Consider the following 23,793-nt stretch of genomic DNA (forward strand, 5'->3'; position numbering starts at 1 on the left):
CCCCGCACCCGCCGCGTCCAAGGCCGCGCCCGCGCCGGCCCCCGCTTCGGCGGCCGTGGCCGTGTCGAGCTACGGCGGCAAGGTCGATGTCGAGTGCGACGTGGTCGTGCTCGGCGCCGGCCCCGGCGGCTACTCGGCCGCCTTCCGCGCGGCCGACTTGGGCCTGAAGGTCGTGCTGATCGAGCGCTACGCCACCCTCGGCGGCGTGTGCCTGAACGTCGGCTGCATTCCGTCGAAGGCCCTGCTGCACGTGGCTTCCGTCATGGACGAGGTCAAGCACTTCGCCGACCTGGGCGTGAGCTTCGCCGCCCCCACGGTCGACCGCGCCAAGCTGCTCGGCCACAAGAACAAGGTGGTGGGAAAGCTCACCGGCGGCCTCACGGCCATGGCCAAGATGCGCAAGGTGACGGTGCTGCGCGGCGTCGGCAACTTCATCGACCCGTACCACCTCGAGGTCGAAGAAACCTCCGGCACCAGCTGGGACACCACGGGCAGCAAGCAGACCGTCAAGTTCCGCAACGCCATCATCGCGGCCGGTTCGCAGGCCGTGAGCCTGCCCTTCATGCCGAAGGACCCGCGCGTGGTCGACTCGACCGGCGCGCTCGAGATGGGCACCGACCCCAAGCGCATGCTGATCCTGGGCGGCGGCATCATCGGCCTCGAAATGGGCACGGTGTATTCCACGCTGGGCGCGCGCCTGGACGTGGTCGAAATGCTCGACGGCCTGATGCAGGGCGCCGACCGCGACCTCGTGAAGGTCTGGCAGAAGATGAACGCGCCGCGCTTCGACAACCTCATGCTCAAGACCAAGACGGTCGGGGCCGAGGCCACGAAGGAAGGCATCAAGGTGACCTTCGAGGGCGAGAACGCGCCCAAGGAGCCGCAGGTGTACGACCTGGTGCTGCAGGCCGTGGGCCGCAGCCCGAACGGCAAGAAGATCGGCGCCGAGAAGGCCGGCGTGTCGGTGAGCGATCGCGGCTTCATCCCGGTCGACATCCAGATGCGCACCAACGTGCCGCACATCTTCGCCATCGGCGACATCGTGGGCCAGCCCATGCTGGCGCACAAGGCGGTGCACGAGGCCCACGTGGCGGCCGAGGTCATTGCCGGCGAGCAGAAGGGCGACAAGGAGCTGTCCAGCGCCGCGTTCAACGCCCGCGTGATCCCGAGCGTGGCCTACACCGACCCCGAAGTGGCATGGGTCGGCCTGACCGAAGACCAGGCGAAGGCCGAAGGCATCAAGATCAAGAAGGGCCACTTCCCGTGGACCGCTTCGGGCCGCGCCATCGCGAACGGCCGCGACGAGGGCTTCACCAAGCTGCTGTTCGACGCCGAGACGCACCGCATCCTGGGCGGCGGCATCGTCGGCACGCACGCGGGCGACATGATCGGCGAGATCGCGCTGGCCATCGAGATGGGCGCCGACGAGATCGACATCGGCAAGACCATCCACCCGCACCCGACGCTGGGCGAAAGCATCGGCATGGCGGCGGAAGTGGCGCACGGCACTTGCACCGACTTGCCGCCGGCCCGCAAGAGCTGATATTCATGGAAAGGGCGCTCGCCGAGCGCCCATGAAAAATCCCGCCGCGGCGGGATTTTTTCGTCCTGGATTTCCATCCAGGGAGGGATCAGTTGCCGCTGTGCGCGACTGCCGCCGCCTTCACTTCGTCCGCCGGGCCGGCCAGCACGCGGCGGGCGCCGTCGAAGCGGCGTTGCCAGTAGCTGCCGTTCATGTCTTCCACGCGAACCTGGGCGCCGGAGCGGGGCGAGTGGATGAACTTGCCTTCGCCGACGTAGATGCCGACGTGGCTGAAGGCGCGGCGCATGGTGTTGAAGAACACGAGGTCGCCGGGCTTGAGCTGTTCGCGATCGATCTTCTCGGTGGCGGCGGCTTGCTCTTCGGCGCGACGGGGGAGCATGTGGCCCACCGTCTGGTTGTACATGGCACGAACGAAGCCGCTGCAGTCGAAGCCGGCTTCAGCGGTGTTGCCACCGCGACGGTAAGGCACGCCGAGGAAGCCGATGGCCGTGACCACGAGGTCGGAAGTTCGTTCGGAGACTGTTTGACGGACCTGTTGCAACTGGCCGATCAGGCCTTTGTCTGCAAGCATTCGGGCCATCTCGTCGTCTGATCGGTCCTGTTGGGGGGCTGCGTGGGCAGCGACGGCAAGCAGGAGGGACGCGGGTAGGACGAAAAAACGCATGGCGCGTAGGATATTGATGACGCGCGGTTATGTCAATTTAAACAGAATTAGCGATTACATCCGTAAACCATTGATTTACATCAGGATTTTCAATTCGGCCCAAGAAAAAATGTAACGGTGAACGTTTATGGCCCATAAGTGGTTGTCACGGAATGGGCCCTCGTCATTGAGGTAAACACCGGTCCAGGCTCGTCCTGGTTGCTATTCGTCGTCAAGATTGCGCTATCTGCCTGGAAAAGTCATGATCTTGCGGATTATTGCGCCGATGAATACTTTTGGCTGAACCGCCGCCGTCCTCGAGCTGGGGTTCTGTAGCGCCGTATTGGCGCAGGCCCGACCCGAAACCGTGGCTTCCGGCCTCGAAAACCCCCGGGGCGTGAGCTTTCTGCCCGGCGGGCGTTTCTGGTGACCGAGCGCCCCGGACGGCAAGCCGCTGCGCCTGCGGCCGAACTGAGGCTGAAGCGTTCGCGCCGTCAGCCGGGGCAGCCCGGCAACGGCAGTGTCGGCAGCATGCGCTGCCACAGGCGTTTCCACTCCGGCCAGTCGTGGCCGCCTTCGGTCGTGAAGACGCGCTCGGCGGGCAGCGCCGCCGCCAGCAGCCGGTGGCTGAAGGCGAAGCGGTCGTCCACGCCGTAGCCCAGGTAGAGCGGCGGGCGCGGGGCGGCGGTCTGCGTGAAGCCGACATAGCCGCGCAGCCATTGCCAGAGTTGCGTTTCGTTCGGCGTGCGCGGAACGCCTTCGCGCGGATCGGTCAACGGCCCTTGCCACCGTGCGAGGCCGCCCGCGTTGGCGATGTCGGTGCTTTGCGCGCGTTCGCGAGGTAGGGTGCCAGCGTCACCACGCCGGCGAGTTCGCCGGGATGCGTCTGCGCATAGAGCAGCCCGCCGAAGCCGCCGACCGAGATGCCGACGATCCAGATGTGGCGGTAGCCTTGTTTGCGCGCGGGCGCCATCACGTCGGCGCTCAGGCGCTCGAGGATGGTCTTGTTGTTGTAGTAGCCCAGGTGCGCGTCGACCCGCATCACGTCGGCCGCGAGCCGGGCGTCGCGCACGGCCTGCACGAAGCCCTCGCGCTCGAACTCGTCGGGGGTGGAGTAGGCGCCGGGCAGCATGACCAGCAGGGTGTCGACGTTGCGCGCGCAGCGGCTCTTGTCGAGCGTGGTCGCCAGCGGCACGGTGGTGGCGCGCACGCCGCCGCAGGCCGCGACCAACAGCGCGGCGCCGACCCCCAGGGCCACGAGGCAAAGGCGCGTCGACGCAAGCTTCATGCGCCGCAGTTTAGGCGCGCTGAGACGCCGGCAGTTCGACCATCACGGGCTGGCCCGGCGTGGTGCAGCCGGTGTCGCAGCATTTGCCGGGCTGGCGGTTGCGGGTGATGGCGCGGGCCGGGTCGTGCGGCGCGGCGGCGGGCGACCCGTCGGCCGCGATGCCGCGCTCGAGGATGCGCTCGACCAGCTCCACCTTCGAGCCGACCGGGTAGTTGCGCCAGATTTCCTGCTTCATGGCCGCAGGCGAGCCGCCGCCGTGCAGGCTGATCACGCTGTACCAGCCGCCCTGGTAGCCGGCCGTGAGGTCTTCGATGAAGCGCGCGGTCTCGATGCGCTGTTCGTAGGGAATGGCCGGGTTGGCGCGCAGCACGTCCGACAGGCGGGCGGCGGTCTCGGGGTTGTGGTCTTCGTCGGGGCCGGGCAGGGTGACGATCAGCCCGCCGCTCACGTAGTGCGCGATGCGGTGCATGTCGTAGATCTTCGTGGCCAGCAGCAGCTTGCCGATGTTGCTGAACACCGGGTCGGGCATGAAGACCTCGCAGTGCTCGTCGGCCTTGCCGTAGACACTGGCCGCCACGCCGCAGGCGAAAAAGCTCTCGGTGATGGTGATGAGCTCGACCATCTGCTCGCGCAGGTGGCTTTCCTTGCCGGGGTCGAAGCCGTTGGCCTCGCACATCAGCGCGCCGGCGCCGATCAGCAAATCGCCGAAACCCGCGCGGGCGCCGATGCAGCTGTGGCGATGGTGCGTGGCGTAGCTGTAGGTCAGGTGGCCCGAGTGCTCCCATTCACCGGCGTAGAACACGTGCTCCCACGGCACGAAGACCTTGTCGAACATGCACACGCCGGTGCTCTGGCCGTACTTGCGGCTGAAGAGGGCATCGCCATGCTCGAGCTTTTCGCCGGGCCGGCCGGCCGGTCGCGCGACGATGGTGAGGCCCGGCGCGTCCAGCGGCACGGCGCAGCAGACGGCAAAGTCGGCGTCTTCCTTGCCCATGTTGCGGCAGGGCATGACCAGCAGTTCATGCACGTAGGGCGCGCCAGTCACGATGGCCTTGGTGCCCGAGATGACGATGCCGCGCGCGTTGCGCTCGACCACATGCAGGTAGCTGTCGACGTTGGCCTGCTCGTGCGGCCGGCGGCTACGGTCGCCCTTGGCGTCGGTCATGGCCACGCCCAGCGTCAGGTCCTGGTCTTGCACGCGGTGCAGGTACTCGCGAAAGCGGGCGGTGTGCTCGGTGCTGCCGCGTGCGTCGTCGATGTGCGCCGACACCTGGGCGATGGCGTTGAGCGCATCGTGCGTCAGATAGCGCTGGGCGCAGCCGGTTTCCTGGCAGACCAGCCGCACGGCCTCGAGCTTGTTGAGCAGGTCGCCGGCGCTGGTGTTGATGTGCGAAAGCCGGTTCACGCGCTTGCCGCTGGTGTGCTGCACGGCGGTCATCAGCGGCTCGTATTCCGACTTCAGCGCGTAGTCGTAGGTGAGGGCGATCGCATTGATACCGGGCTGGAAGGCGGGCTCGTCGGCCACGCTGTCGACGCGGCGGCCGTCCACGAAGACGCTGGAGCGGTAGCGGCGCAGCGAGTCGCGGTAGTCGGCGCCGGACATCAGCGAGGCGGCGGGAAGTGGGGCGTTCATCGTTTCATGTCTCCATCGTGGTGTGCTTCGAGCAAGATTTAAACACTGTTCAATTTATTGATCAATGCTCAGAAAATTGATTCGGCGATCAATCGGGGCGCTATAGTCCCTGCCATGCAAGCCAAGCTCCAACGCCGCCAGGCGCTCACCGACGCGCGCCGCGCGCTCGTGCTCGACGCGGCGCGCGCCGTGTTCCTGGAGGCCGGCATCGAGGGCGCGAGCATTCGGGAAATCGCGCGCAAGGCCGGCTACACGCCGGGGGCGATCTACTCGTACTTCGAGAGCAAGGAAGCGATTTACGCGGCCCTGCTGGACGAGTCGATCCAGCGGCTGCAGGCAGCCGTGACCGACGCTCCCGAGTCGCAAGGCCGCCCCGACCTCACGCTGGCCGCCAAGGCTCAGGCCTGGTTCGACTTCTATGCCGCGAACCCGCGCGAACTCGACCTGGGCTTCTACCTGGTGCAGGGCATGCGCCCGCGCGGACTGACCAGTGAGCTCGACCACGAACTGAACGATCACCTCCATCAGGCCCTGCGCCCCTGCGAAGACGCGCTGCAGGCCATGGGACTCGACGCCGATGACGCCCTGCGGGAAAACACCTCGCTGTTCGCACATGGCGTGGGCCTGCTGCTGATGCAGCACACGGGGCGCATCCGCATGTTCAGGCAGTCGGCCGACGCGCTGTTCAAGACCTACGTGGCGCAACTCGTTCAGCGCGTTGCCGCCGGCGCGGGCCAACCCGGTCTTTTCGGTGGTACGGTTTAGCCCAAGCTCAACCTCTACAAGAAAGAAACTGTTCATGCTGCTCGACGCTTCGCAATCCCAACTCGTGCTGGTCGATTACCAGGCACGGCTGATGCCGGCGGTCTTCGAAAACGAGGCCGTTGCGAAGAACGCCGTGCGCCTCGGCCAGATGGCGCAATGGGTCGACGTGCCGGTCTGGGGCACCGAGCAGAACCCGTCCAAGCTCGGCGAAAACCTGCCGGACATCCGCGCGCTGTGCAAGAAGACGCTGGCCAAGATGCACTTCAGCGGCGTGGAAGAGGGCCTCGGCGAATGGCTGCGCGCGCCCGCCAAGGCCGCGCCGCAGGGCAATGCCCGCAGCCTGCCGAAGCATCTGCAGAAACCGCAGGCCGCGCCTGAAGAGCGCAACACCATCGTCATTGCCGGCTGCGAAGCGCATGTCTGCCTGCTGCAGACGGCGCTCGACCTGCTGGAAGACGAGTTCGAGGTGTGGGTCGTCACCGACGCCTGCAGCTCGCGCACCGAGCGCAACCGCGACGCCGCCTTCGACCGGCTGGCCGGTGCAGGCGCCGAGCTCGTGACGACCGAGATGGTCGGCTTCGAGTGGCTGCGCACCGCCGAGCACCCGGCGTTCCGCGACCTGCAAGCCCTGATCCGATAAGCCGGCGCGGTGGGAGTCGACCGGATTGTTCCGGTCGTCAGCTTGCTGCAAGATCGGTCTCCATAATTATGAATTCAGTTTTGGCGCTGCCGCCGGAACGGAAACATAAAACGGAGACAAGTCCAGATGAGCCGCTATGAAGAGTTCTACCGCCAGTCCGTCGATGCGCCCGAGGCCTTCTGGGCCGAGCAGGCCAAGCTGATCGACTGGCACACGCCCGCGCAGCAGGTCCTCGACGCCAGCCAGCCGCCGTTCGCGCGCTGGTTCGTGGGCGGCACCACCAACCTGTGCCACAACGCCGTCGACCGGCACCTGGCCGCGCGCGGCAGCCAGCCCGCGCTGATCTTCGTGTCGACCGAAACCGGCGTCGAAAAGAGCTACAGCTTCGACGAGCTGCATGCCGAGGTGCAGCGCACCGCAGCGAGCCTGGTCGAACTGGGGGTGGGCAAGGGCGACCGCGTGCTCATCTACATGCCGATGATTCCCGAGGCCGCGTTCGCGATGCTGGCCTGCGCGCGCATCGGCGCCATCCATTGCGTGGTGTTCGGCGGCTTCGCGAGCGGGTCGCTGGCCACGCGCATCGAGGACGCCGAACCCAAGGTGATCGTGAGCGCCGACGCGGGCTCGCGCGGCGGCAAGGTCATCGCGTACAAGCCGCTGCTCGACGAGGCGATCCGGCTGTCGAAGTACAAGCCCGCGGCCGTGCTGCTGACCGACCGCGGCCTGGCGCCCATGGAGCTGACGGCAGGGCGCGACCACCTGGCGGCAGACCTGCGCCGCAAGCACATCGACGCCAAGGTGCCCTGCACGTGGCTCGCCTCGACCGACATCAGCTACACCATCTACACGAGCGGCACCACCGGCAAGCCCAAGGGCGTGCAGCGCGACGTGGGCGGCTACGCGGTGGCGCTGGCCGCGAGCATGAAGCACATCTTCGACGGCCGGCCCGGCGAAACCTATTTCTCGACCAGCGACATCGGCTGGGTCGTGGGCCACAGCTACATCGTCTACGGACCGCTGATCGCGGGCATGGCGACCATCATGTACGAGGGCCTGCCCACGCAGGGCATCGACAAGCAGCCCGACGGCGGCATCTGGTGGCGCCTGGTCGAAAAATACAAGGTGACGGTGATGTTCAGCGCGCCCACCGCGGTGCGCGTGCTCAAGAAGCAGGACCCGGCGCTGCTGAAAAAGTACGACCTCTCGACCCTGCGCGCGCTGTTCCTGGCCGGCGAGCCGCTGGACGAGCCCACCGCGCGCTGGATCAGCGAGGGCCTGGGCGTGCCGATCATCGACAACTACTGGCAGACCGAATCGGGCTGGCCGATGATCACCATCGCCAACGGCGTCGAGGCCAAGCCCAGCAAGTTCGGCAGCCCGGGCGTGCCGATGTACGGCTACCGCATCAAGATCCTGCACGAGTCGACGGGTGAAGAGCTGACCGGCGCGAACGAGAAGGGCGTGGTCGTGGTCGAGGGCCCGACGCCGCCGGGCTTCATGCAGACCGTGTGGAAGGACGACGCGCGCTTCGTCAACACCTACTGGAAAAGCGTGCCCGGCAAGATGGTCTATTCGACCTTCGACTGGGGCATTCGCGATGCCGACGGTTATTTCTACATCCTCGGGCGCACCGACGACGTGATCAACGTGGCGGGCCACCGCCTGGGCACGCGCGAGATCGAAGAGAGCATCTCGGGCCATGCCAACGTCGCCGAAGTGGCGGTGGTCGGCGTGGCCGATGCGCTCAAGGGCCAGGTCGCGATGGCTTTCGTCGTCCCCAAGGACGGCAAGGCCCTGGCCGACGCGACGTGGCGCTCAAGCTCGAGGGCGAGATCATGAAGGTGGTGGCCGACCAGCTCGGCGCGCTGGCCCGGCCGGCGCGCGTGCGCTTCGTGAGCGGGCTGCCCAAGACGCGCAGCGGCAAGCTGCTGCGCCGCGCCATCCAGGCCGTGTGCGAACAGCGCGACCCGGGCGACCTGACCACCATCGACGACCCCTCGACGCTGCAGCAGATCAAACAGTTACTTTCTTCCGTGTGAATGAGAGGGCGTGGGGCTTGCGCATCAACTCCGAACCGTCATATGGTTGACGTGGCACAATGCCAAGGTACTCAGGCCCTTCCCCAGCCACAGTCGCATCCGCCAACCGGTTCAGCCGTGTCGCGGAAGGTTTCTTAACCAGCTAGTGCTTCCCTCAGGGAAGCGAAGGTCAGCGGATCATGAGCGATTCATCGACGCCATCGGCGTACACCGCCTATCAAGGCAACACCTACCTCTTCGGCGGCAATGCGCCCTATGTCGAAGAGATGTACGAAAACTACCTCTCCAACCCCGGCAGCGTGCCCGACAACTGGCGTTCGTATTTCGACGCGCTGCAGAATGTCCCCGCCGCCGACGGCACCAACGCCCGCGACGTTCCCCACCTGCCCGTCATCAATGCTTTCGCCGAACGCGCGAAGCAGGGCACGACCAAGGTCGTGGTGGCCAGCGGCGCCGATTCCGAACTCGGCCGCAAGCGCACCGCAGTCCAGCAACTGATCGCCGCCTACCGCAACGTCGGCGCCCGCTGGGCCGACCTCGACCCGCTCAAGCGCGCCGAGCGTCCGTCGATCCCCGAACTCGAGCCCTCGTTCTACGGCTTCGCCGACGCCGACCTCGAGACGGTGTTCAACACCAGCAACACCTTCTTCGGCAAGGACACCATGTCCTTGCGCGACCTGCTCAACGCACTGCGTGAAACGTACTGCGGCACCATGGGTGCCGAGTACATGTACACCACCGACCAGAACCACAAGCGCTGGTGGCAGCAGCGGCTCGAAAGCGCCCGCACCAACCCCAAGCTCAGCGCCGAGCAGAAGAAGCACGTGCTGAACCGCCTGACGGCCGCCGAAGGCTCGAGCGCTTCTTGCACACCAAGTACGTCGGCCAGAAGCGCTTCTCGCTCGAAGGCGGCGAGAGCTTCATCGTCGCGATGGACGAGCTGATCAACCAGGCCGGCGCCAAGGGCGTGCAGGAAATCGTGATCGGCATGGCCCACCGCGGCCGGCTGAACGTGCTGGTGAACTCGCTGGGCAAGATGCCCGCCGACCTGTTCGCCGAGTTCGACCACACCGCCCCCGAAGAGCTGCCCAGCGGCGACGTCAAGTACCACCAGGGCTTCAGCTCGGACGTCACCACCCCCGGCGGCCCGGTGCACCTGAGCCTGGCGTTCAACCCGTCGCACCTTGAAATCGTGAACCCCGTGGTCGAAGGCTCGGTGCGCGCCCGCATGGATCGCCGCGGCGACCCGCTGGGCAAGCAGGTGCTGCCCGTGATCGTGCACGGCGACGCCGCCTTCGCGGGCCAGGGCGTCGTGATGGAAACGCTGGCGCTGGCCGAAACCCGTGGTTATTCCACCGGCGGCACGGTGCACATCGTCATCAACAACCAGATCGGCTTCACCACCAGCGACCCGCGCGACAGCCGCTCGACGCTGTATTGCACCGACATCGTCAAGATGGTCGACGCACCGGTGCTGCACGTGAACGGCGACGACCCTGAAGCCGTGGTGCTCGCCACCCAGCTCGCGCTCGAGTTCCGCATGGAATTCCAGAAGGACGTGGTCGTCGACATCATCTGCTTCCGCAAGCTGGGCCACAACGAGCAGGACACGCCTTCGCTCACCCAGCCGCTGATGTACAAGAAGATCGCCAAGCACCCCGGCACGCGCAAGCTGTACGCCGACAAGCTGGCGGCGCAAGGCCTGGGCGAGACGCTCGGCGACGACATGGTCAAGGCGCAGCGCGCCGCGTTCGACGAAGGCAAGAACACGGTCGACCCCGTGCTCACCAACTTCAAGAGCAAGTACGCCGTCGACTGGAGCCCGTACCTCAACAAGAAGTGGACCGACGCCGGCGACACCGCCATTCCCTCGAGCGAGTGGAAGCGCCTGGCCGAGAAGATCACGACCGTGCCCGCCGGTTTCACCGTGCACCCGCTCGTGAAGAAGGTGCTGGACGACCGCGCCGCCATGGGTCGCGGCGATGTCAACATCGACTGGGGCATGGGCGAGCACATGGCCTTCGCCTCGCTGGTGGCCAGCGGCTACCCGGTGCGCCTGTCGGGCGAAGACTCGGGCCGCGGCACGTTCACGCACCGCCACGCCGTGCTGCACGACCAGAACCGCGAGAAGTTCGACACCGGCACCTTCACGCCGCTGCAGAACGTGGCTGAAAACCAGGCGCCGTTCGTCGTGATCGACTCGATCCTGTCGGAAGAAGCCGTGCTCGCGTTCGAATACGGCTACGCCTCGAACGACCCGAACACGCTCGTCATCTGGGAAGCCCAGTTCGGCGACTTCGTGAACGGCGCGCAAGTGGTGATCGACCAGTTCATCGCTTCGGGCGAAGTGAAGTGGGGCCGCGTCAACGGCCTGACCATGATGCTGCCGCACGGCTACGAAGGCCAGGGCCCCGAGCACAGCTCGGCACGCCTGGAGCGCTTCATGCAGCTGAGCGCGGACACCAACATGCAGGTGGTGCAACCCACCACGGCCAGCCAGATCTTCCACGTGCTGCGTCGCCAGATGGTGCGCAACCTGCGCAAGCCGCTGATCATCCTGACGCCCAAGTCGCTGCTGCGCAACAAGGACGCGACCTCGCCGCTGTCCGAGTTCACCAAGGGCAGCTTCCAGACCGTGATCCCGGAAAGCAAGGCCCTGAAGGCCGAGAAGGTCAAGCGCCTGATCGCCTGCTCGGGCAAGGTCTACTACGACCTGGCCAAGAAGCGCGAGGAAAAGGGCGACGACGACGTGGCGATCATCCGCGTCGAGCAGCTCTATCCGTTCCCGCACAAGGCCTTTGCCGCCGAGATCAAGAAGTACCCCAACCTCGTGGACGTGGTCTGGTGCCAGGACGAGCCGCAGAACCAGGGCGCCTGGTTCTTCGTGCAGCACTACATCCACGAAAACATGCAAGACGGCCAGAAGCTCGGCTACTCCGGCCGTGCCGCTTCGGCGTCGCCGGCGGTGGGCTACTCGCACCTGCACCAGGAACAGCAGAAGGCGCTGGTCGACGGCGCGTTCGCCAAGCTCAAGGGCTTCGTGCTGACCAAGTAAACCCGTCCTCTTTTCACACGAACACCCTCAAGAACAAAACGGAGCTCACTCCACATGTCTATCGTAGAAGTCAAAGTCCCCCAGCTTTCCGAATCCGTGGCCGAAGCCACCATGCTGACCTGGAAGAAGAAGGCCGGCGAAGCGTCGCCGTCGATGAAATCCTGATCGAGATCGAGACCGACAAGGTCGTGCTCGAAGTGCCCGCGCCGTCGGCCGGCGTGCTGGCCGAAATCGTGCAGCCCGACGGCGCCACGGTGGTGGCCGATCAGCTGATCGCCAAGATCGACACCGAAGGCAAGGCTTCGCGCCGCGCCGGCTGCAGCTGCTGCCGCCGCACCGGCCGCCGCCGCGCCTGCCCCGGCCGCTGCCGCCGCAGCCGCAGCCGCCACCGGCGGTTCGAAGGCCGACGTGGCCATGCCCGCCGCCGCCAAGCTGCTGGCCGACAACAACCTGAAGACCAGCGACGTGGCTGGCTCGGGCAAGGACGGCCGTGTCACCAAGGGCGACGTGCTGGGCGCGGTTGCTTCGGGCGCCAAGCCCGCGGCCACCATCCCCGCACCGGCCGCCAAGCCCGCGCTGCAGCAAGTGAGCGCACCGACCGGCGCGCCCGACCTGGGCGAGCGCCCCGAACAGCGCGTGCCGATGAGCCGCCTGCGCGCCCGCATCGCCGAGCGCCTGATCCAGTCGCAGTCGACCAACGCCATCCTGACGACCTTCAACGAAGTCAACATGGCGCCGGTCATGGACCTGCGCAAGCGCTTCCAGGACAGCTTCACCAAGGAACACGGCGTGAAGCTCGGCTTCATGTCCTTCTTCGTGAAGGCGGCCGTGCACGCGCTGAAGAAGTACCCGGTGATCAACGCCTCGGTCGACGGCAACGACATCCTGTACCACGGCTACTTCGACATCGGTATCGCCGTCGGTTCGCCGCGCGGCCTGGTGGTGCCCATCCTGCGCAATGCAGACCAGATGAGCTTCGCCGACATCGAGAAGAAGATCGCCGAGTTCGGCAAGAAGGCGCAAGACGGCAAGCTGGGCATCGAAGACATGACCGGCGGCACGTTCTCCATCTCGAACGGCGGCACCTTCGGCTCGATGCTGTCGACCCCGATCATCAACCCGCCTCAATCGGCCATCCTGGGCGTGCACGCGACCAAGGACCGCGCCGTGGTCGAGAACGGCCAGATCGTGATCCGCCCGATGAACTACCTGGCCATGAGCTACGACCACCGCATCATCGACGGCCGCGAAGCCGTGCTGGGCCTGGTCGCCATGAAGGAAGCGCTGGAAGACCCGTCGCGCCTGCTGTTCGACATCTGATCTCACCCCCAGGCTGCGCGCACTTCGTGTCGCTTCGCCAACCCCCTACCGGGGGCAACACCTGCGGCCCGGCAAAGCCGGTTCCGCGGTGTTTCGCGAAGGGTACAGACCCGGTGACGCGCCCGCCAACTGAAACGGAAATCCCATGAGCAAACAATTCGACGTCGTCGTCATCGGTGGCGGCCCCGGCGGCTACATTGCCGCCATTCGCGCCGCTCAACTCGGCTTCAACGTGGCCTGCATCGACGAGTGGAAGAACGCCAAGGGCGGTCCCGCGCTCGGCGGTACCTGCACCAACGTCGGCTGCATTCCCTCGAAGGCACTGCTGCAATCGTCGGAGCACTTCGAGCACGCCGGCCACGGCTTCGCGGACCACGGCATCAACGTGTCGGGCCTGTCGCTCGACATCGGCAAGATGCTGGCCCGCAAGGACCAGGTCGTGAAGCAGAACAACGACGGCATCACCTACCTGTTCAAGAAGAACAAGATCGCGTCGTTCCACGGTCGCGGTTCGTTCGTGAAGGCCGCTGAAGGCGGCTACGAGATCAAGGTGGCTGGCGCCGCCGAGGAAACCATCGTCGGCAAGCACATCATCGTGGCCACGGGCTCCAATGCCCGCGCGCTGCCCGGTGCGGCCTTCGACGAAGAAAACATCCTGTCGAACGACGGCGCGCTGCGCATGGGCGCGGTGCCCAAGAAGCTGGCGCTGATTGGCTCGGGCGTCATCGGCCTGGAAATGGGTTCGGTGTGGCGTCGCCTCGGCTCGGAAGTCACGGTGCTCGAAGCACTGCCGACCTTCCTGGGCGCGGTGGACGAGCAGATCGCCAAGGAAGCCAAGAAGGCTTTCGACAAGCAAGGCCTGAAGATCGAACTCGGCGTGAAGGTCGGCGAAATCAAGTCGGGCAAGAAGGGCGTGTCGATCGCCTGGACCAACGCCAAGGGCGAAGCGCAGACGCTGGACGTCGACAAGCTGATCGTGTCGATCGGCCGCGTGCCCAACACCATCGGCCTGAACCCCGAAGCCGTGGGCCTGGCGCTCGACGAGCGCGGCGCCATCAACGTCGACGGCGACTGCAAGACCAACCTGCCGAACGTGTGGGCGATCGGCGACGTGGTGCGCGGCCCGATGCTGGCGCACAAGGCGGAAGAAGAGGGCGTTGCCGTGGCCGAGCGCATTGCCGGCCAGCACGGACACGTCAACTTCAACACCGTGCCCTGGGTCATCTACACGCACCCCGAAATCGCATGGGTCGGCCAGACCGAGCAGCAGCTCAAGGCCGAAGGCCGCGCCTACAAGGCCGGCACCTTCCCGTTCCTGGCGAACGGCCGCGCGCGCGCACTCGGCGACACGACCGGCATGGTCAAGTTCCTGGCCGACGCCACGACCGACGAGATCCTGGGCGTGCACATGGTGGGCCCGCAGGTCAGCGAGCTGATCTCCGAAGCCGTGGTGGCCATGGAGTTCAAGGCGAGCGCGGAAGACATCGCGCGCATCTGCCACGCGCACCCGTCGCTGTCGGAAGCCACCAAGGAAGCCGCGCTGGCCGTCGACAAGCGCACGCTGAACTTCTGATCTCTTGACCAGCGTCAAACAGGCCTACGAGGCGGAACTCGCTGCGCGCGGGTTCCACGCCGATCCCGCGCAGCTGCGTGCCGTGGAGGCGCTGGATCGGTGCGCCAACGAATGGGCCGACTACAAGGCCCAGCGTTCGAACGCGCTGAAGAAGTTCATCAACCGGCCGGAGCTTCCGCGCGGCGTCTACATGTACGGCGGCGTCGGGCGGGGCAAGAGCTTCCTGATGGACCTGTTCTTCAACGCCGTGCCGCTGCGGCGCAAGACGCGCCTGCACTTTCACGAGTTCATGCGCGAAGTGCACCGCAAACTGCGCGAGCTGCAGGGCACGGTCAATCCGCTCGACGAGCTGGGCTTGCGCATTTCCAAGCGCTACAAGCTGATCTGCTTCGACGAGTTCCATGTGGCGGACATCACCGACGCGATGATTCTTCATCGGCTGCTGGTGTCGCTGTTCGAGAACGGCGTGGGCTTTGTCACCACCTCGAACTTCAAGCCCGACGATCTTTACCCGGGTGGGTTGCACCGCGACCGCATCCTGCCCGCCATCGCGCTTCTGAACGAGAAGCTCGAGGTGCTCAGCGTCGACAACGGCACCGACTACCGGCGCCGCACGCTGGAGCAACTGCGCATGTACCTCACGCCCAACGACGCGGCGGCCGAGAAGGAAATGCGCAAGGCCTTCGACAAGCTGGCCGAGGTGGCCGACGAAAACCCGGTGCTGCACATCGAGGCGCGCGAGATCCGCGCGCGGCGCAAGGCCGGTGGCGTGGTGTGGTTCGATTTCAAGACGCTGTGCGGCGGTCCGCGCTCGCAGAACGACTACCTCGAGATCGCGAGCCAGTTCCACACGATCCTGCTGTCCGACGTGCCGCACATGCCGGTGCGCATGGCGTCGGAAGCACGCCGTTTCACCTGGTTGGTCGATGTCTTGTACGACCGGCGCTGCAAGCTCATCATGTCGGCTGAGGTTCCGCCCGAGGCGTTGTACACCGAGGGCCCGCTGGCGCACGAGTTCCCGCGCACGGTGTCCCGGCTCACTGAAATGCAGTCGAGCGAGTTCCTCGCCCTTGAACGCCGTATCGTCGACACCCGACTCACATGAAAAAATTCGCTCTAGCCCTGTTGATGACGTTGGCCAGCCTGCCGCTGTGGGCGCAGTCCAATGCGGCGTCGGGCACACTCGACCTCGAAGCCGAGAAGCGCAGGCTCTCCTCTGAGCGCGAGGCCATCGAGAAGCGCTTTCTGCTGGAGCGCGCGGCCTGCTACAAGAAGTTCGCGGTGGAAGACTGCCTGAGCGAGAGCCGCGTGCGGCGTCGCACCGAAACCGACAACATCAAGCGCCAGGAAACGGCGCTCAACGACATCCAGCGCCAGCGCAGTGGCGCGGCCGAGCTGCAGAAGCTCGACCAGAAGGCGGCCACGCAGCGCGAGCAGGACACGCGCGAAAAGCAGGATCAGTCGATCCAGAACCAGAAGGACCGCGAGCAGCGCGCGGCCGACCATGCGTCCAGCCGTGCCTCCACGGCGGCCGGCGCGGCCGAGCGCGAACGCGACTTCCAGTCGAAGCAGAAGGCGCATGCCGACGAGCAGGCCAAGACGGCGCAGCGCCAGGCCGAGGCGCCCGAGGCCGTCAAGCGCTTCGAGGACAAGCAGAAGCGGGCGGCCGAGCACAAGGCCAATCTCGAGCGCCAGAACGCGTCGCGCGACAAGCCGCGTGGTGCGCCGCTGCCGCCTCCGCCGCCGGTCACCCCGGCGCCGGCAACGCCCTGATTCAGCCGGCGGCCGGGAGCGCGTCGAGCTTCAGCACCGCGATCGAGATGTTGTCGCCGGTGCCGCGCGCCCGGCGGCGTGCTTCGCCCACCAGGATTTCCACCGCGTCGCGCGGCGGCTGCGCATAGAGCACGCTCGCCAGTTCTTCGGGGGTGAAGTAGTGCCACAGGCCGTCGCTGCATGCCATCAGCAGGTCGCCGGACTGCATCTTCGGAATGTAATGCGGGTCGATGGGCGGGGGCGTGGTCGTCATCCCGAGGCAGCCCAGCAGGATGTTGCCCTGCGGGTGGACATTGGCCTCCGCCTCGCTGATCTGGCCGCGGTCGATCAGGGCCTGCACGTACGAATGATCGCGCGTGCGCTTGACCAGTTGCCCGTCGCGGAAGTGATAGATGCGCGAATCGCCGGCGTGGATCCACGCGCAGTCGCCCTTGGGCGTCATCAGGAAGGCGGCCAGCGTGCTGTGCGGCTCCTGTTCGCTGGAGACGGCCGTGAGCTTGATGACCGTGTGCGAGTCTTCGAGCATCTGCCTGAGCAGCACTTCGGGGTCGTCGCGGCCGGGCGTGTAGCGTGTGAAGAGCTGGCGGGCGGTCATCAGTACCTGGTCGGAGGCCTTGCGCCCGCCGCTGCGCCCGCCCATGCCGTCCGCCACGACGCCCAGCACGCAGCCGGGCACGCGGGGGTGACTCATCATCAGGACCTGGTCCTGCTGGTACGGGCGGTCTCCCTTGTGGAGTCCGGTGGCCGCTGCTAGTCGAAAGCCTTGAGTCATGAGGCATATGCGCCGAAGCGCGTGGTTCTGTCTTCTCGGAGGATCGAGTCAGGACGTATTATCGAATGAACACGCGACGCGCCAATCTGCGTTCGCTTCCCCACCGTTGGACTCCAATCTTCATTCCCTTTCCCGGCAGCTGATCGAGCTGCGCATCGAGCATGCCGACCTCGACGCCACCATCGACCGGCTGGCCGAAGGCTCGCCGCAAGACGAGCTGCTGCTGCGGCGCCTGAAAAAACGCCGCCTCGCGCTGCGCGACCAGATCGCGCGCCTCGAAAACGTGCTCGACCCGAGAGAGCCGGCGTGACGGGCGCGCTCGAAGACAAGGTGCGCGACGTTTTCGCGCAGGGCGGCGCGCTGTCGCGTGCCGCCGATCAATTCCGCGAACGCTCGGGCCAGACCGAAATGGCCATGGCCGTGGCCCGCACCATCGACGAAGGCGGGGTGCTGGTGGTCGAGGCGGGCACGGGCGTGGGCAAGACCTTTTCATACCTCGTGCCGGCGCTGCTTAGCGGCGAGCGCGTGCTGCTGTCGACCGCCACCAAGACCCTGCAGGATCAGCTGTTCGGCCGCGACCTGCCCAGGCTGGTCGAGGCCCTGGGGCTGCCTGTGCGCACCGCGCTGCTCAAGGGCCGCGGCAGCTACCTGTGCCTGCACCGCCTGGACACGGCGCGCCACGATCCGTCGCTGCCGGAGCGCGGCAGCCTGCGCACGCTCGCCAAGATCGAGCAGTGGTCGAAGGCCACGCGCACCGGCGACCTGGCCGAGCTGCCGGGGCTGGACGAGCGCTCGCCGCTGATTCCGCTGATCACCTCCACGCGCGAGAACTGCCTGGGTGCGCAATGCCCGCAGTTCAAGCCCTGCCACGTCAACCTCGCGCGGCGCGAGGCGCTGGCGGCCGACGTCGTCGTCATCAACCATCACCTGTTCTTCGCTGACCTCGCGGTACGCGAAACCGGCATGGCGGAGCTGCTGCCGACCGTGAGCGTGGTGGTGTTCGACGAGGCCCACCAGCTCAATGAAACCGGCGTGCAGTTCCTGGGCGCGCAGCTCGGCACCGGGCAGGCGCTCGACTTTGCGCGCGACATGCTGGGTGCGGGCCTGCAGCATGCGCGCGGCCTGGTCGACTGGCAGCAGTTGGTGGCCGGCGTCGAGCGCGCCGCGCGCGAGCTGCGGCTGGTGGTGGGCAAGCAATGGCCGGGCGCCAAGCTGCGCTGGGTCGGGCCCGCGCCCGAAGGCATCGACCCCGATGCATGGCAGAGCGCGCTGGACGACCTGCAGCACTCCTTCGAGCTGGCGGCCGAGGGGCTGGCGACTGTCAGCGAAATCTCGCCCGACTTCGTGCGCCTGCACGAGCGCTCCCGGCAACTCGCGAAGCGCACCGCGCGCTTTGCCCTGGCTTGCGAGGTCGATTCGGTGCGCTGGGTCGACGTGGGCGCGCAGCTGCGGCTGGTCGAGTCGCCGCTGGACATCGCCGACGCCATGCGCAAGCGGGTGCTCAAGATCGCCGATGCTTCGGCCGATGCGGGCGAGGGCGACGATGAAGATGATGAACTCGACGGCTACGGCGAACGGCCCGCGCGCGAGACGCCATCGCCCGCGCAGGAAGACAGCGGCCGCGCCTGGGTCTTCACCTCCGCCACGCTGGGCGACGAGCCCACGCTGCGCTGGTTTACCGAGCCCTGCGGCCTGCACGACGCCGAAGTGCTGCGCGTGCAGAGCCCGTTCGATTACGCCTCGCAGGCCGCGCTGTATGTGCCGCGCGCGTTCCCCAAGCCCAATGATCCTTCGCACAGCCAGCGCGTCGCCGAGTTGGCCGCGCGCGGCGCCACCGAGCTCGGCGGGCGCACGCTGGTGCTGACGACCACGCTGCGCGCATTGCGCACCATCGGCGATGGGATCAGGCAGCGCTTCGAGCTGCTCGAGAACGAAGTCCGCCCCGAGGTGCTGGTGCAGGGCGAGCTGCCCAAACGCGTGCTGATGGACCGCTTTCGCGAGGGCGCGAGCGGTGGGCGCACGGGCTGCGTGCTGGTGGCGTCGGCGTCGTTCTGGGAAGGCTTCGATGCACCGGGCGATGCGCTGCAACTCGTGGTGATCGACAAGCTGCCGTTCCCGCCACCCAACGATCCGCTGGTCGAGGCGCGCTCGCAGCGGCTCGAAGCGCAGGGGCGCAGTTCGTTCGCGGATTATTCGTTGCCCGAGGCTGCGGTGGCGCTCAAGCAGGGGGCGGGGCGGCTGATCCGGCGCGAAACCGACAGCGGCGTACTGGCGATCTGTGATACCCGCCTGGTGGCCATGGGCTACGGCCGCCGGTTGCTGGCGGCGCTTCCGCCGATGCGGCGGCTCGAAAACGAAGCCGATTTCGACGCCGCGCTGGACGCGCTCAAGAGTTAGGCAACTGCTCGAGCGCGTCGTCGGGTCAGGTCTTTACCAGACCTTCCACCACGGGTCGTCCTTGCCCTTGAAGCCGTTGGCGAGGTAGGTGCTTTGCGGGTAGTTGGTGGTCAGCACGCGTTGTGCGTCGTCGCGCAGGTCCTTCATGCCGAGCGCGTCGTACGACTTCACCATGATGTACAGGGCTTCTTCGAGCGCCGGCACTTCGCGGTAGTCGGACAGTGCGATTTGCGCGCGGTTGATGGCGGCCAGGTAGGCGCCACGCGAGTAGTAGTAGCGGGCCACGTGAACTTCGTACTGCGCGAGCGAGTTCACGATGTAGTTCATGCGCTGGCGCGAGTCGGGGGCGTAGCGCGATTCAGGGAAGCGCGTCACGAGGTCCTTGAACGACTCGAACGATTCCTTGGCGGCCTTCTGGTCGCGCTCGGACAGGTCCTGGCGCGTGAGGAACGCGAACATGCCCAGGTCGTCGTTGAAGTTGATCACGCCCTTCAGGTAAAGCGCATAGTCGAGCGCGGGGCTCGCCGGGTGCAACTTCATGAAGCGGTCGATGGTCGAAATGGCGCTGGCCTTTTCACCCGACTTGTACTGGGCGTAGGCCTTTTCCAGCTGGGCCTGCTGGGCGAGCGGCGTGCCGGCGGCGCGGCCTTCGAGCTTCTCGTAGAGCGGCACGGCCTTGTCGTAGGCCCCCGATCCGGCCTCGTCCTTGGCTTCCGCGTAGATCTTGTTGGGGCTCCAGTTCGCGGTCTTGTCAACGGAGGTCGACGAGCAGCCAGCTGCTAGCAGAGCCGCCGCGCTGAGCGCGATCCAGGTGGGGACCGATAATTTGGCGCGAAACATCACATACGGCTTTCGTGAAACAGTTACCCTCAATTATATCGACCGACCCCATGGGCAATACCCCCGAGAACCTGGAGGCGGCCGAACACGAGGAGGGCGCCGACATTGTCGAGCCCAGCGAGCTTCGTTCCTTCACCGTCGATCCGGCCCAGCACGGCCAGCGGCTCGACCGCGCGCTCGCCGCGCTGGTGCCCGAATTCTCCCGCAGTTACCTCCAGCAACTGATCGAGGCCGGCGTGGTCGAGCTGCAGGGGCGCACGGTCACCAAGCGTCCGCCAGCGTCAAGGCGGGGCAGGGCGGGCGCATCGAATTGCGGCCCACGCCCCAGAGCCAGGCCTTCCGCCCGGAGGCGATGGACATCGTCACCGTGCACGAGGACGAGCACCTGCGCATCATCGTCAAGCCGGCCGGGCTGGTCGTGCACCCGGCGCCCGGGCATTGGAGCGGCACGTTGCTGAACGGCCTGCTGGCGCTCGACCCCAAGGCCGTGCTGCTGCCGCGCGCCGGCATCGTGCACCGGCTCGACCGCGACACCAGCGGCCTCATGGTGGTCGCGCGCACCCGGGCCGCCATGGACGCCATGGTGGCGCTGATCGCGGCGCGCGAGGTCAAGCGGCAGTATCTGGCGATCGGGCACAAGCCCTGGGTGGGGGCGGCGGCCCGCCAGGTCGATGCGCCCATCGGCCGCGATCCGCGCAACCGGCTGCGCATGGCCGTGGTCGACCTCGAGCGCCATCCGGGCAAGACCGCGCGCACGCTAATCGAGCGGCTCGACAGCCATTCCGAAGGCTGCGTGGTGCGTTGCACCCTCGAAACCGGGCGTACCCATCAGATCCGGGTGCACATGGCGTCGATCGGGCATCCGCTGGTGGGCGATGCGCTGTACGGCGGCGCGCCCGCCGTGGGGTTGTCGCGCCAGGCGCTGCATGCTTTCAGGCTGGCCTTCGTGCATCCTGTCACGCAGGCGCCCATGGAGTTCCGCTCGCCGCCGCCGCCCGATCTCATTCAGGCGTTGCAGTCCTGGGGGCTGGATTACAATCGCGCCTGACGGCCCGAGGGCCGCGCCGGCCATTCGATGCCGGCCTTGCGTTGCACTCGCCGCGTGCCGGCAACGCCTACTCCTTTCATCCTTGTGAGCCAGCGCCTACCCAGGCGCCTTTTCCCGGATAACGCGAACCATGAATACGGCGGATGCCAAGCGCATTCTCGAAACCGCCTTGATCTGTTCGAGCCAGCCGCTGCCGGTGCGCGATTTGCGCGTGCTGTTCGACGACGAGCTGGGCGTGGACACCATCAAGGTGCTGTTGCTTGAATTGCAGGAAGACTGGGCGCAGCGCGGCCTGGAGCTTGTGAGCGTCGGCAGCGGCTGGCGGTTCCAGAGCCGGCCCGAGATGCGCGACCACCTCGACCGCCTGCACCCCGAGAAGCCGCCGCGCTACACGCGTGCCGCGCTCGAGACGCTGGCGATCATCGCGTACCGGCAGCCCGCCACCCGTGGCGACATGGAAGACATCCGCGGCGTGACGATCAACTCGTTGATCCTCAAGCAGCTGGAAGACCGGGGCTGGGTCGAGGTGATCGGCCACCGCGAAACAGTCGGCCGGCCGGCGCTGTACGCGACCACGCGCCAGTTCCTGGACGACCTGGGCCTGGCATCGCTCGACCAGTTGCCGCTGATCGAGACGCCGGCGCAGCAGGCCGCGCTGGTCGATGCGCTGGAGCAGGCGTCGGGCGGCCAGCAGGGGTTGCCGATGGACGGCGATGCCGACACCGAGGTGGCTGCTGAAGCGGTTGCCGCGGTCGAGGCCGAGGCGCTGGTGCTGACCAATGCTCCGCCCGAAGCTGTCGAGGCCGCTGAAGCGGTGGAGGCCGTGGAGGCTGCGCAAGCGCAAGTCGCCGAAAACGAGGCTGCCGCGAACGAGGCCGAAACGCTGCCGGTCGCAGCGCCTGAACCATCCGCCGAGCTCGCGGCAGACCCCGAGCCCGAGACCCAGACCCAGCCGGCCCCCGAGCCGGCGCAAGAACCCGATGCCCCGTCCACGGACGAGGTCGACCCCCACGCAGTTTCTCCCGGAAAAACCTCATGAGCCCCTCCGACACCGACGACGCGGCAATGCTGCCGGCCGAGCCCGAAGTCAAGAAAAAGAAGAAAGCGGCCACGCCCAAGAAGGCCGAGTCGGTAGCGCCCGAGGCCGTGTCCGAGGAGTCCGCGGCGCCTGTCGAGGCGCAAGCCGAAGTGCAGCCCGAGGCGCCCAAGAAGCCCCGCGCGCCGCGCAAGAAGAAGGTCGTGGAGCCGCCGGTGTCCGAAGAAGTGCCCTCGCGCCCGAGCCCGTGGTGGCGGTTGCTGCCGCCGAACCCGAGGCGCCGGTCGTCGTGGAGGCTCCCAAGCCGGTCAGCGAGCCCGCGCCCGTCGAGGCGGCCCGCGAGGCGCCGAAGGCCGAGGAAGCTCGCCGCGACACCCGCAGCGAGAGCCATGACGACTACAGCGAAGACGACGAGGACGAAGAAGAGCCCGACGAGGAAGAAGACGATCTCGACCGTGCCCGCCGCGCCGCCGAGCGCGAGCAGCGCAATGCGCTGCCGCCCGAGCCGATCCGCTTCGCCGACGTCATTTCGGGCCAGTTCGACGCCGACGAGGAAAGCCCCGAGGTACCGCCGCTCAAGCGCGTGCTGCTGCCCGAGGCTGATTCGCCCAAGCTGCACAAGGTGCTGGCGCAGGCGGGCCTGGGGTCGCGCCTCGAAATGGAGCAGCTGATTCTCCAGGGGCGCATCTCCGTCAACAACGAGCCGGCCCACATCGGCCAGCGCATCCAGTACGGCGACCAGGTCAAGATCAACGGCAAGCCGATCCGCTACCGCATCGCGCCGCCGCCGCCGCGCGTCATCGCGTACCACAAGCCTATCGGCGAAGTCGTCACGCACGACGATCCGCAGAACCGGCCCACCGTGTTCCGCAAGCTGCCGCGCCTGCAGCAGGGCAAGTGGCAGTCGGTCGGTCGGCTCGACCTGAACACCGAAGGCCTGCTGCTGTTCAGCAGCTCCGGCGACCTGGCCAACCAGCTCATGCACCCGCGCTTCGGCCTGGAGCGCGAGTACGCGGTACGCGTGCTGGGCGCGCTCAGCAGCGAAGAAAAGCAGAAGCTGCTCGACGGCGTGCGCCTGGACGACGGCATGGCCCAGTTCGGCACCATCGAAGAGGGCGGCGGCGAAGGCTCCAACTGCTGGTACCGCGTGACCATTTCCGAGGCCGCAACCGCGAGGTGCGCCGCCTGTTCGAGTCGGTGGGCCATGCGGTCAGCCGGCTGATCCGCATCCGCTACGGCGCGATGGTGCTGCCGCGCGGCCTGAAGCGCGGCGCCTGGATGGAGCTCGACGAGCGCGACATCCGTGCGCTGTTCCAGGCCTCCGGCGGCGCGGCTGCCCGGCCCGGTCCACAGCAACGCGGCCCCGGCCAGGAGGGTGGCGGTGGCGGCAACGGCCGCAACGGACGCAACAAGAAGCGCCGCGGCAAC

At 67.0% G+C, this 23,793-nt stretch carries 15 protein-coding genes and 6 pseudogenes; 15 read left to right on the forward strand and 6 right to left on the reverse strand.

Features of this window, described 5'->3' with window-relative positions:
- The coding region (gene lpdA / locus BMG07_RS30660) for a dihydrolipoyl dehydrogenase (RefSeq protein WP_198087692.1) at window positions 1–1,543 on the forward strand (1,543 nt) is incomplete at its 5' end.
- Window positions 1,544–1,631: 88 nt separating this feature from the next.
- On the opposite strand, the gene BMG07_RS30665 is transcribed toward lpdA (BMG07_RS30660), so the two are convergent.
- Window positions 1,632–2,207, reverse strand: a complete 576-nt coding sequence (locus BMG07_RS30665; protein ID WP_198087693.1) for a C40 family peptidase — start codon at window positions 2,205–2,207, stop codon at window positions 1,632–1,634.
- 301 nt (window positions 2,208–2,508) lie between these two features.
- Between BMG07_RS30665 and BMG07_RS45140 the strand changes: the two are divergent.
- A pseudogene (locus BMG07_RS45140) lies at window positions 2,509–2,633 on the forward strand (PQQ-dependent sugar dehydrogenase); the annotation flags it as partial.
- A gap of 47 nt (window positions 2,634–2,680) precedes the next feature.
- On the opposite strand, the gene BMG07_RS43130 reads toward BMG07_RS45140, so the two are convergent.
- Genes BMG07_RS43130 through BMG07_RS30675 form a run of 3 tightly spaced genes read right to left on the reverse strand, consistent with a single transcriptional unit; the run spans window position 2,681 to window position 5,107 of the window.
- Window positions 2,681–2,962 (reverse strand): hypothetical protein, encoded by a 282-nt coding sequence (locus tag BMG07_RS43130; RefSeq protein ID WP_269759565.1) that lies wholly within the window; start codon window positions 2,960–2,962, stop codon window positions 2,681–2,683.
- Window positions 2,959–3,474 carry a hypothetical protein gene (locus tag BMG07_RS43135; RefSeq protein ID WP_269759566.1) on the reverse strand — a complete coding sequence of 172 codons (516 nt, stop codon included), beginning with the start codon at window positions 3,472–3,474 and terminating at the stop codon, window positions 2,959–2,961. Before BMG07_RS43135 ends, BMG07_RS43130 begins: the two co-directional genes overlap by 4 nt.
- Window positions 3,475–3,484: 10 nt before the next feature.
- Window positions 3,485–5,107 carry a 4-hydroxyphenylacetate 3-hydroxylase family protein gene (locus BMG07_RS30675; RefSeq protein ID WP_198087694.1) on the reverse strand — a complete coding sequence of 541 codons (1,623 nt, stop codon included), beginning with the start codon at window positions 5,105–5,107 and terminating at the stop codon, window positions 3,485–3,487.
- Window positions 5,108–5,221: 114 nt separating this feature from the next.
- Between BMG07_RS30675 and BMG07_RS30680 the strand changes: the two genes are divergently transcribed.
- From BMG07_RS30680 to BMG07_RS30715, 8 genes and pseudogenes are all read left to right on the forward strand, one after another.
- Complete coding sequence (locus BMG07_RS30680) at window positions 5,222–5,872, forward strand: TetR/AcrR family transcriptional regulator (RefSeq protein WP_198087695.1); 651 nt, start codon at window positions 5,222–5,224, stop codon at window positions 5,870–5,872.
- Between the two features lie 34 nt (window positions 5,873–5,906).
- Window positions 5,907–6,512 (forward strand): isochorismatase family protein, encoded by a 606-nt coding sequence (locus tag BMG07_RS30685; RefSeq protein WP_198087696.1) that lies wholly within the window; start codon window positions 5,907–5,909, stop codon window positions 6,510–6,512.
- Between the two features lie 126 nt (window positions 6,513–6,638).
- Window positions 6,639–8,551: pseudogene (locus tag BMG07_RS30690) on the forward strand (propionate--CoA ligase).
- 179 nt (window positions 8,552–8,730) lie between these two features.
- Window positions 8,731–11,606, forward strand: a pseudogene (locus BMG07_RS30695) (2-oxoglutarate dehydrogenase E1 component).
- A 54-nt stretch (window positions 11,607–11,660) separates the two neighbouring features.
- Window positions 11,661–12,926 (forward strand): annotated as a pseudogene (odhB, locus tag BMG07_RS30700) (2-oxoglutarate dehydrogenase complex dihydrolipoyllysine-residue succinyltransferase).
- Between the two features lie 145 nt (window positions 12,927–13,071).
- Window positions 13,072–14,499 carry a dihydrolipoyl dehydrogenase gene (lpdA, locus tag BMG07_RS30705; RefSeq protein ID WP_198087697.1) on the forward strand — a complete coding sequence of 476 codons (1,428 nt, stop codon included), beginning with the start codon at window positions 13,072–13,074 and terminating at the stop codon, window positions 14,497–14,499.
- A 4-nt stretch (window positions 14,500–14,503) separates the two neighbouring features.
- Window positions 14,504–15,604 carry a cell division protein ZapE gene (zapE, locus tag BMG07_RS30710; RefSeq protein WP_198087698.1) on the forward strand — a complete coding sequence of 367 codons (1,101 nt, stop codon included), beginning with the start codon at window positions 14,504–14,506 and terminating at the stop codon, window positions 15,602–15,604.
- A complete protein-coding gene (locus BMG07_RS30715; RefSeq protein ID WP_198087699.1) occupies window positions 15,601–16,272 on the forward strand; it encodes a hypothetical protein in 672 nt (223 codons plus the stop codon). Before zapE ends, BMG07_RS30715 begins: the two co-directional genes overlap by 4 nt.
- A gap of 1 nt (window position 16,273) precedes the next feature.
- Here BMG07_RS30715 and BMG07_RS30720 read toward each other — a convergent pair whose 3' ends face one another.
- Window positions 16,274–17,044: a PP2C family serine/threonine-protein phosphatase gene (locus tag BMG07_RS30720; protein WP_198087700.1), complete on the reverse strand. Its 771-nt coding sequence runs from the start codon at window positions 17,042–17,044 to the stop codon at window positions 16,274–16,276.
- Window positions 17,045–17,150: 106 nt separating this feature from the next.
- On the opposite strand from BMG07_RS30720, the gene BMG07_RS30725 reads away from it, so the two are divergent.
- Window positions 17,151–17,354: a YdcH family protein gene (locus tag BMG07_RS30725; RefSeq protein WP_198087701.1), complete on the forward strand. Its 204-nt coding sequence runs from the start codon at window positions 17,151–17,153 to the stop codon at window positions 17,352–17,354.
- Window positions 17,351–19,441: an ATP-dependent DNA helicase gene (locus BMG07_RS30730; protein WP_198087702.1), complete on the forward strand. Its 2,091-nt coding sequence runs from the start codon at window positions 17,351–17,353 to the stop codon at window positions 19,439–19,441. The genes BMG07_RS30725 and BMG07_RS30730 overlap by 4 nt, the downstream gene beginning before the upstream one ends.
- Window positions 19,442–19,474: 33 nt before the next feature.
- Here BMG07_RS30730 and BMG07_RS30735 read toward each other — a convergent pair whose 3' ends face one another.
- Window positions 19,475–20,281 carry an outer membrane protein assembly factor BamD gene (locus BMG07_RS30735; protein WP_198087703.1) on the reverse strand — a complete coding sequence of 269 codons (807 nt, stop codon included), beginning with the start codon at window positions 20,279–20,281 and terminating at the stop codon, window positions 19,475–19,477.
- 50 nt (window positions 20,282–20,331) lie between these two features.
- Between BMG07_RS30735 and BMG07_RS30740 the strand changes: the two are divergent.
- From BMG07_RS30740 to BMG07_RS30750, 3 genes and pseudogenes are all read left to right on the forward strand, one after another.
- Window positions 20,332–21,329: pseudogene (locus BMG07_RS30740) on the forward strand (RluA family pseudouridine synthase).
- Window positions 21,330–21,459: 130 nt separating this feature from the next.
- Window positions 21,460–22,368 carry an SMC-Scp complex subunit ScpB gene (gene scpB, locus BMG07_RS30745; protein WP_198087704.1) on the forward strand — a complete coding sequence of 303 codons (909 nt, stop codon included), beginning with the start codon at window positions 21,460–21,462 and terminating at the stop codon, window positions 22,366–22,368.
- Window positions 22,365–23,793 (forward strand): annotated as a pseudogene (locus BMG07_RS30750) (pseudouridine synthase); the annotation flags it as partial. The gene scpB and the pseudogene BMG07_RS30750, both read left to right, overlap by 4 nt.

It is taken from the genome of Variovorax sp. E3, assembly GCF_016082275.1.
Classification (GTDB): Bacteria; Pseudomonadota; Gammaproteobacteria; order Burkholderiales; family Burkholderiaceae_C; genus Variovorax.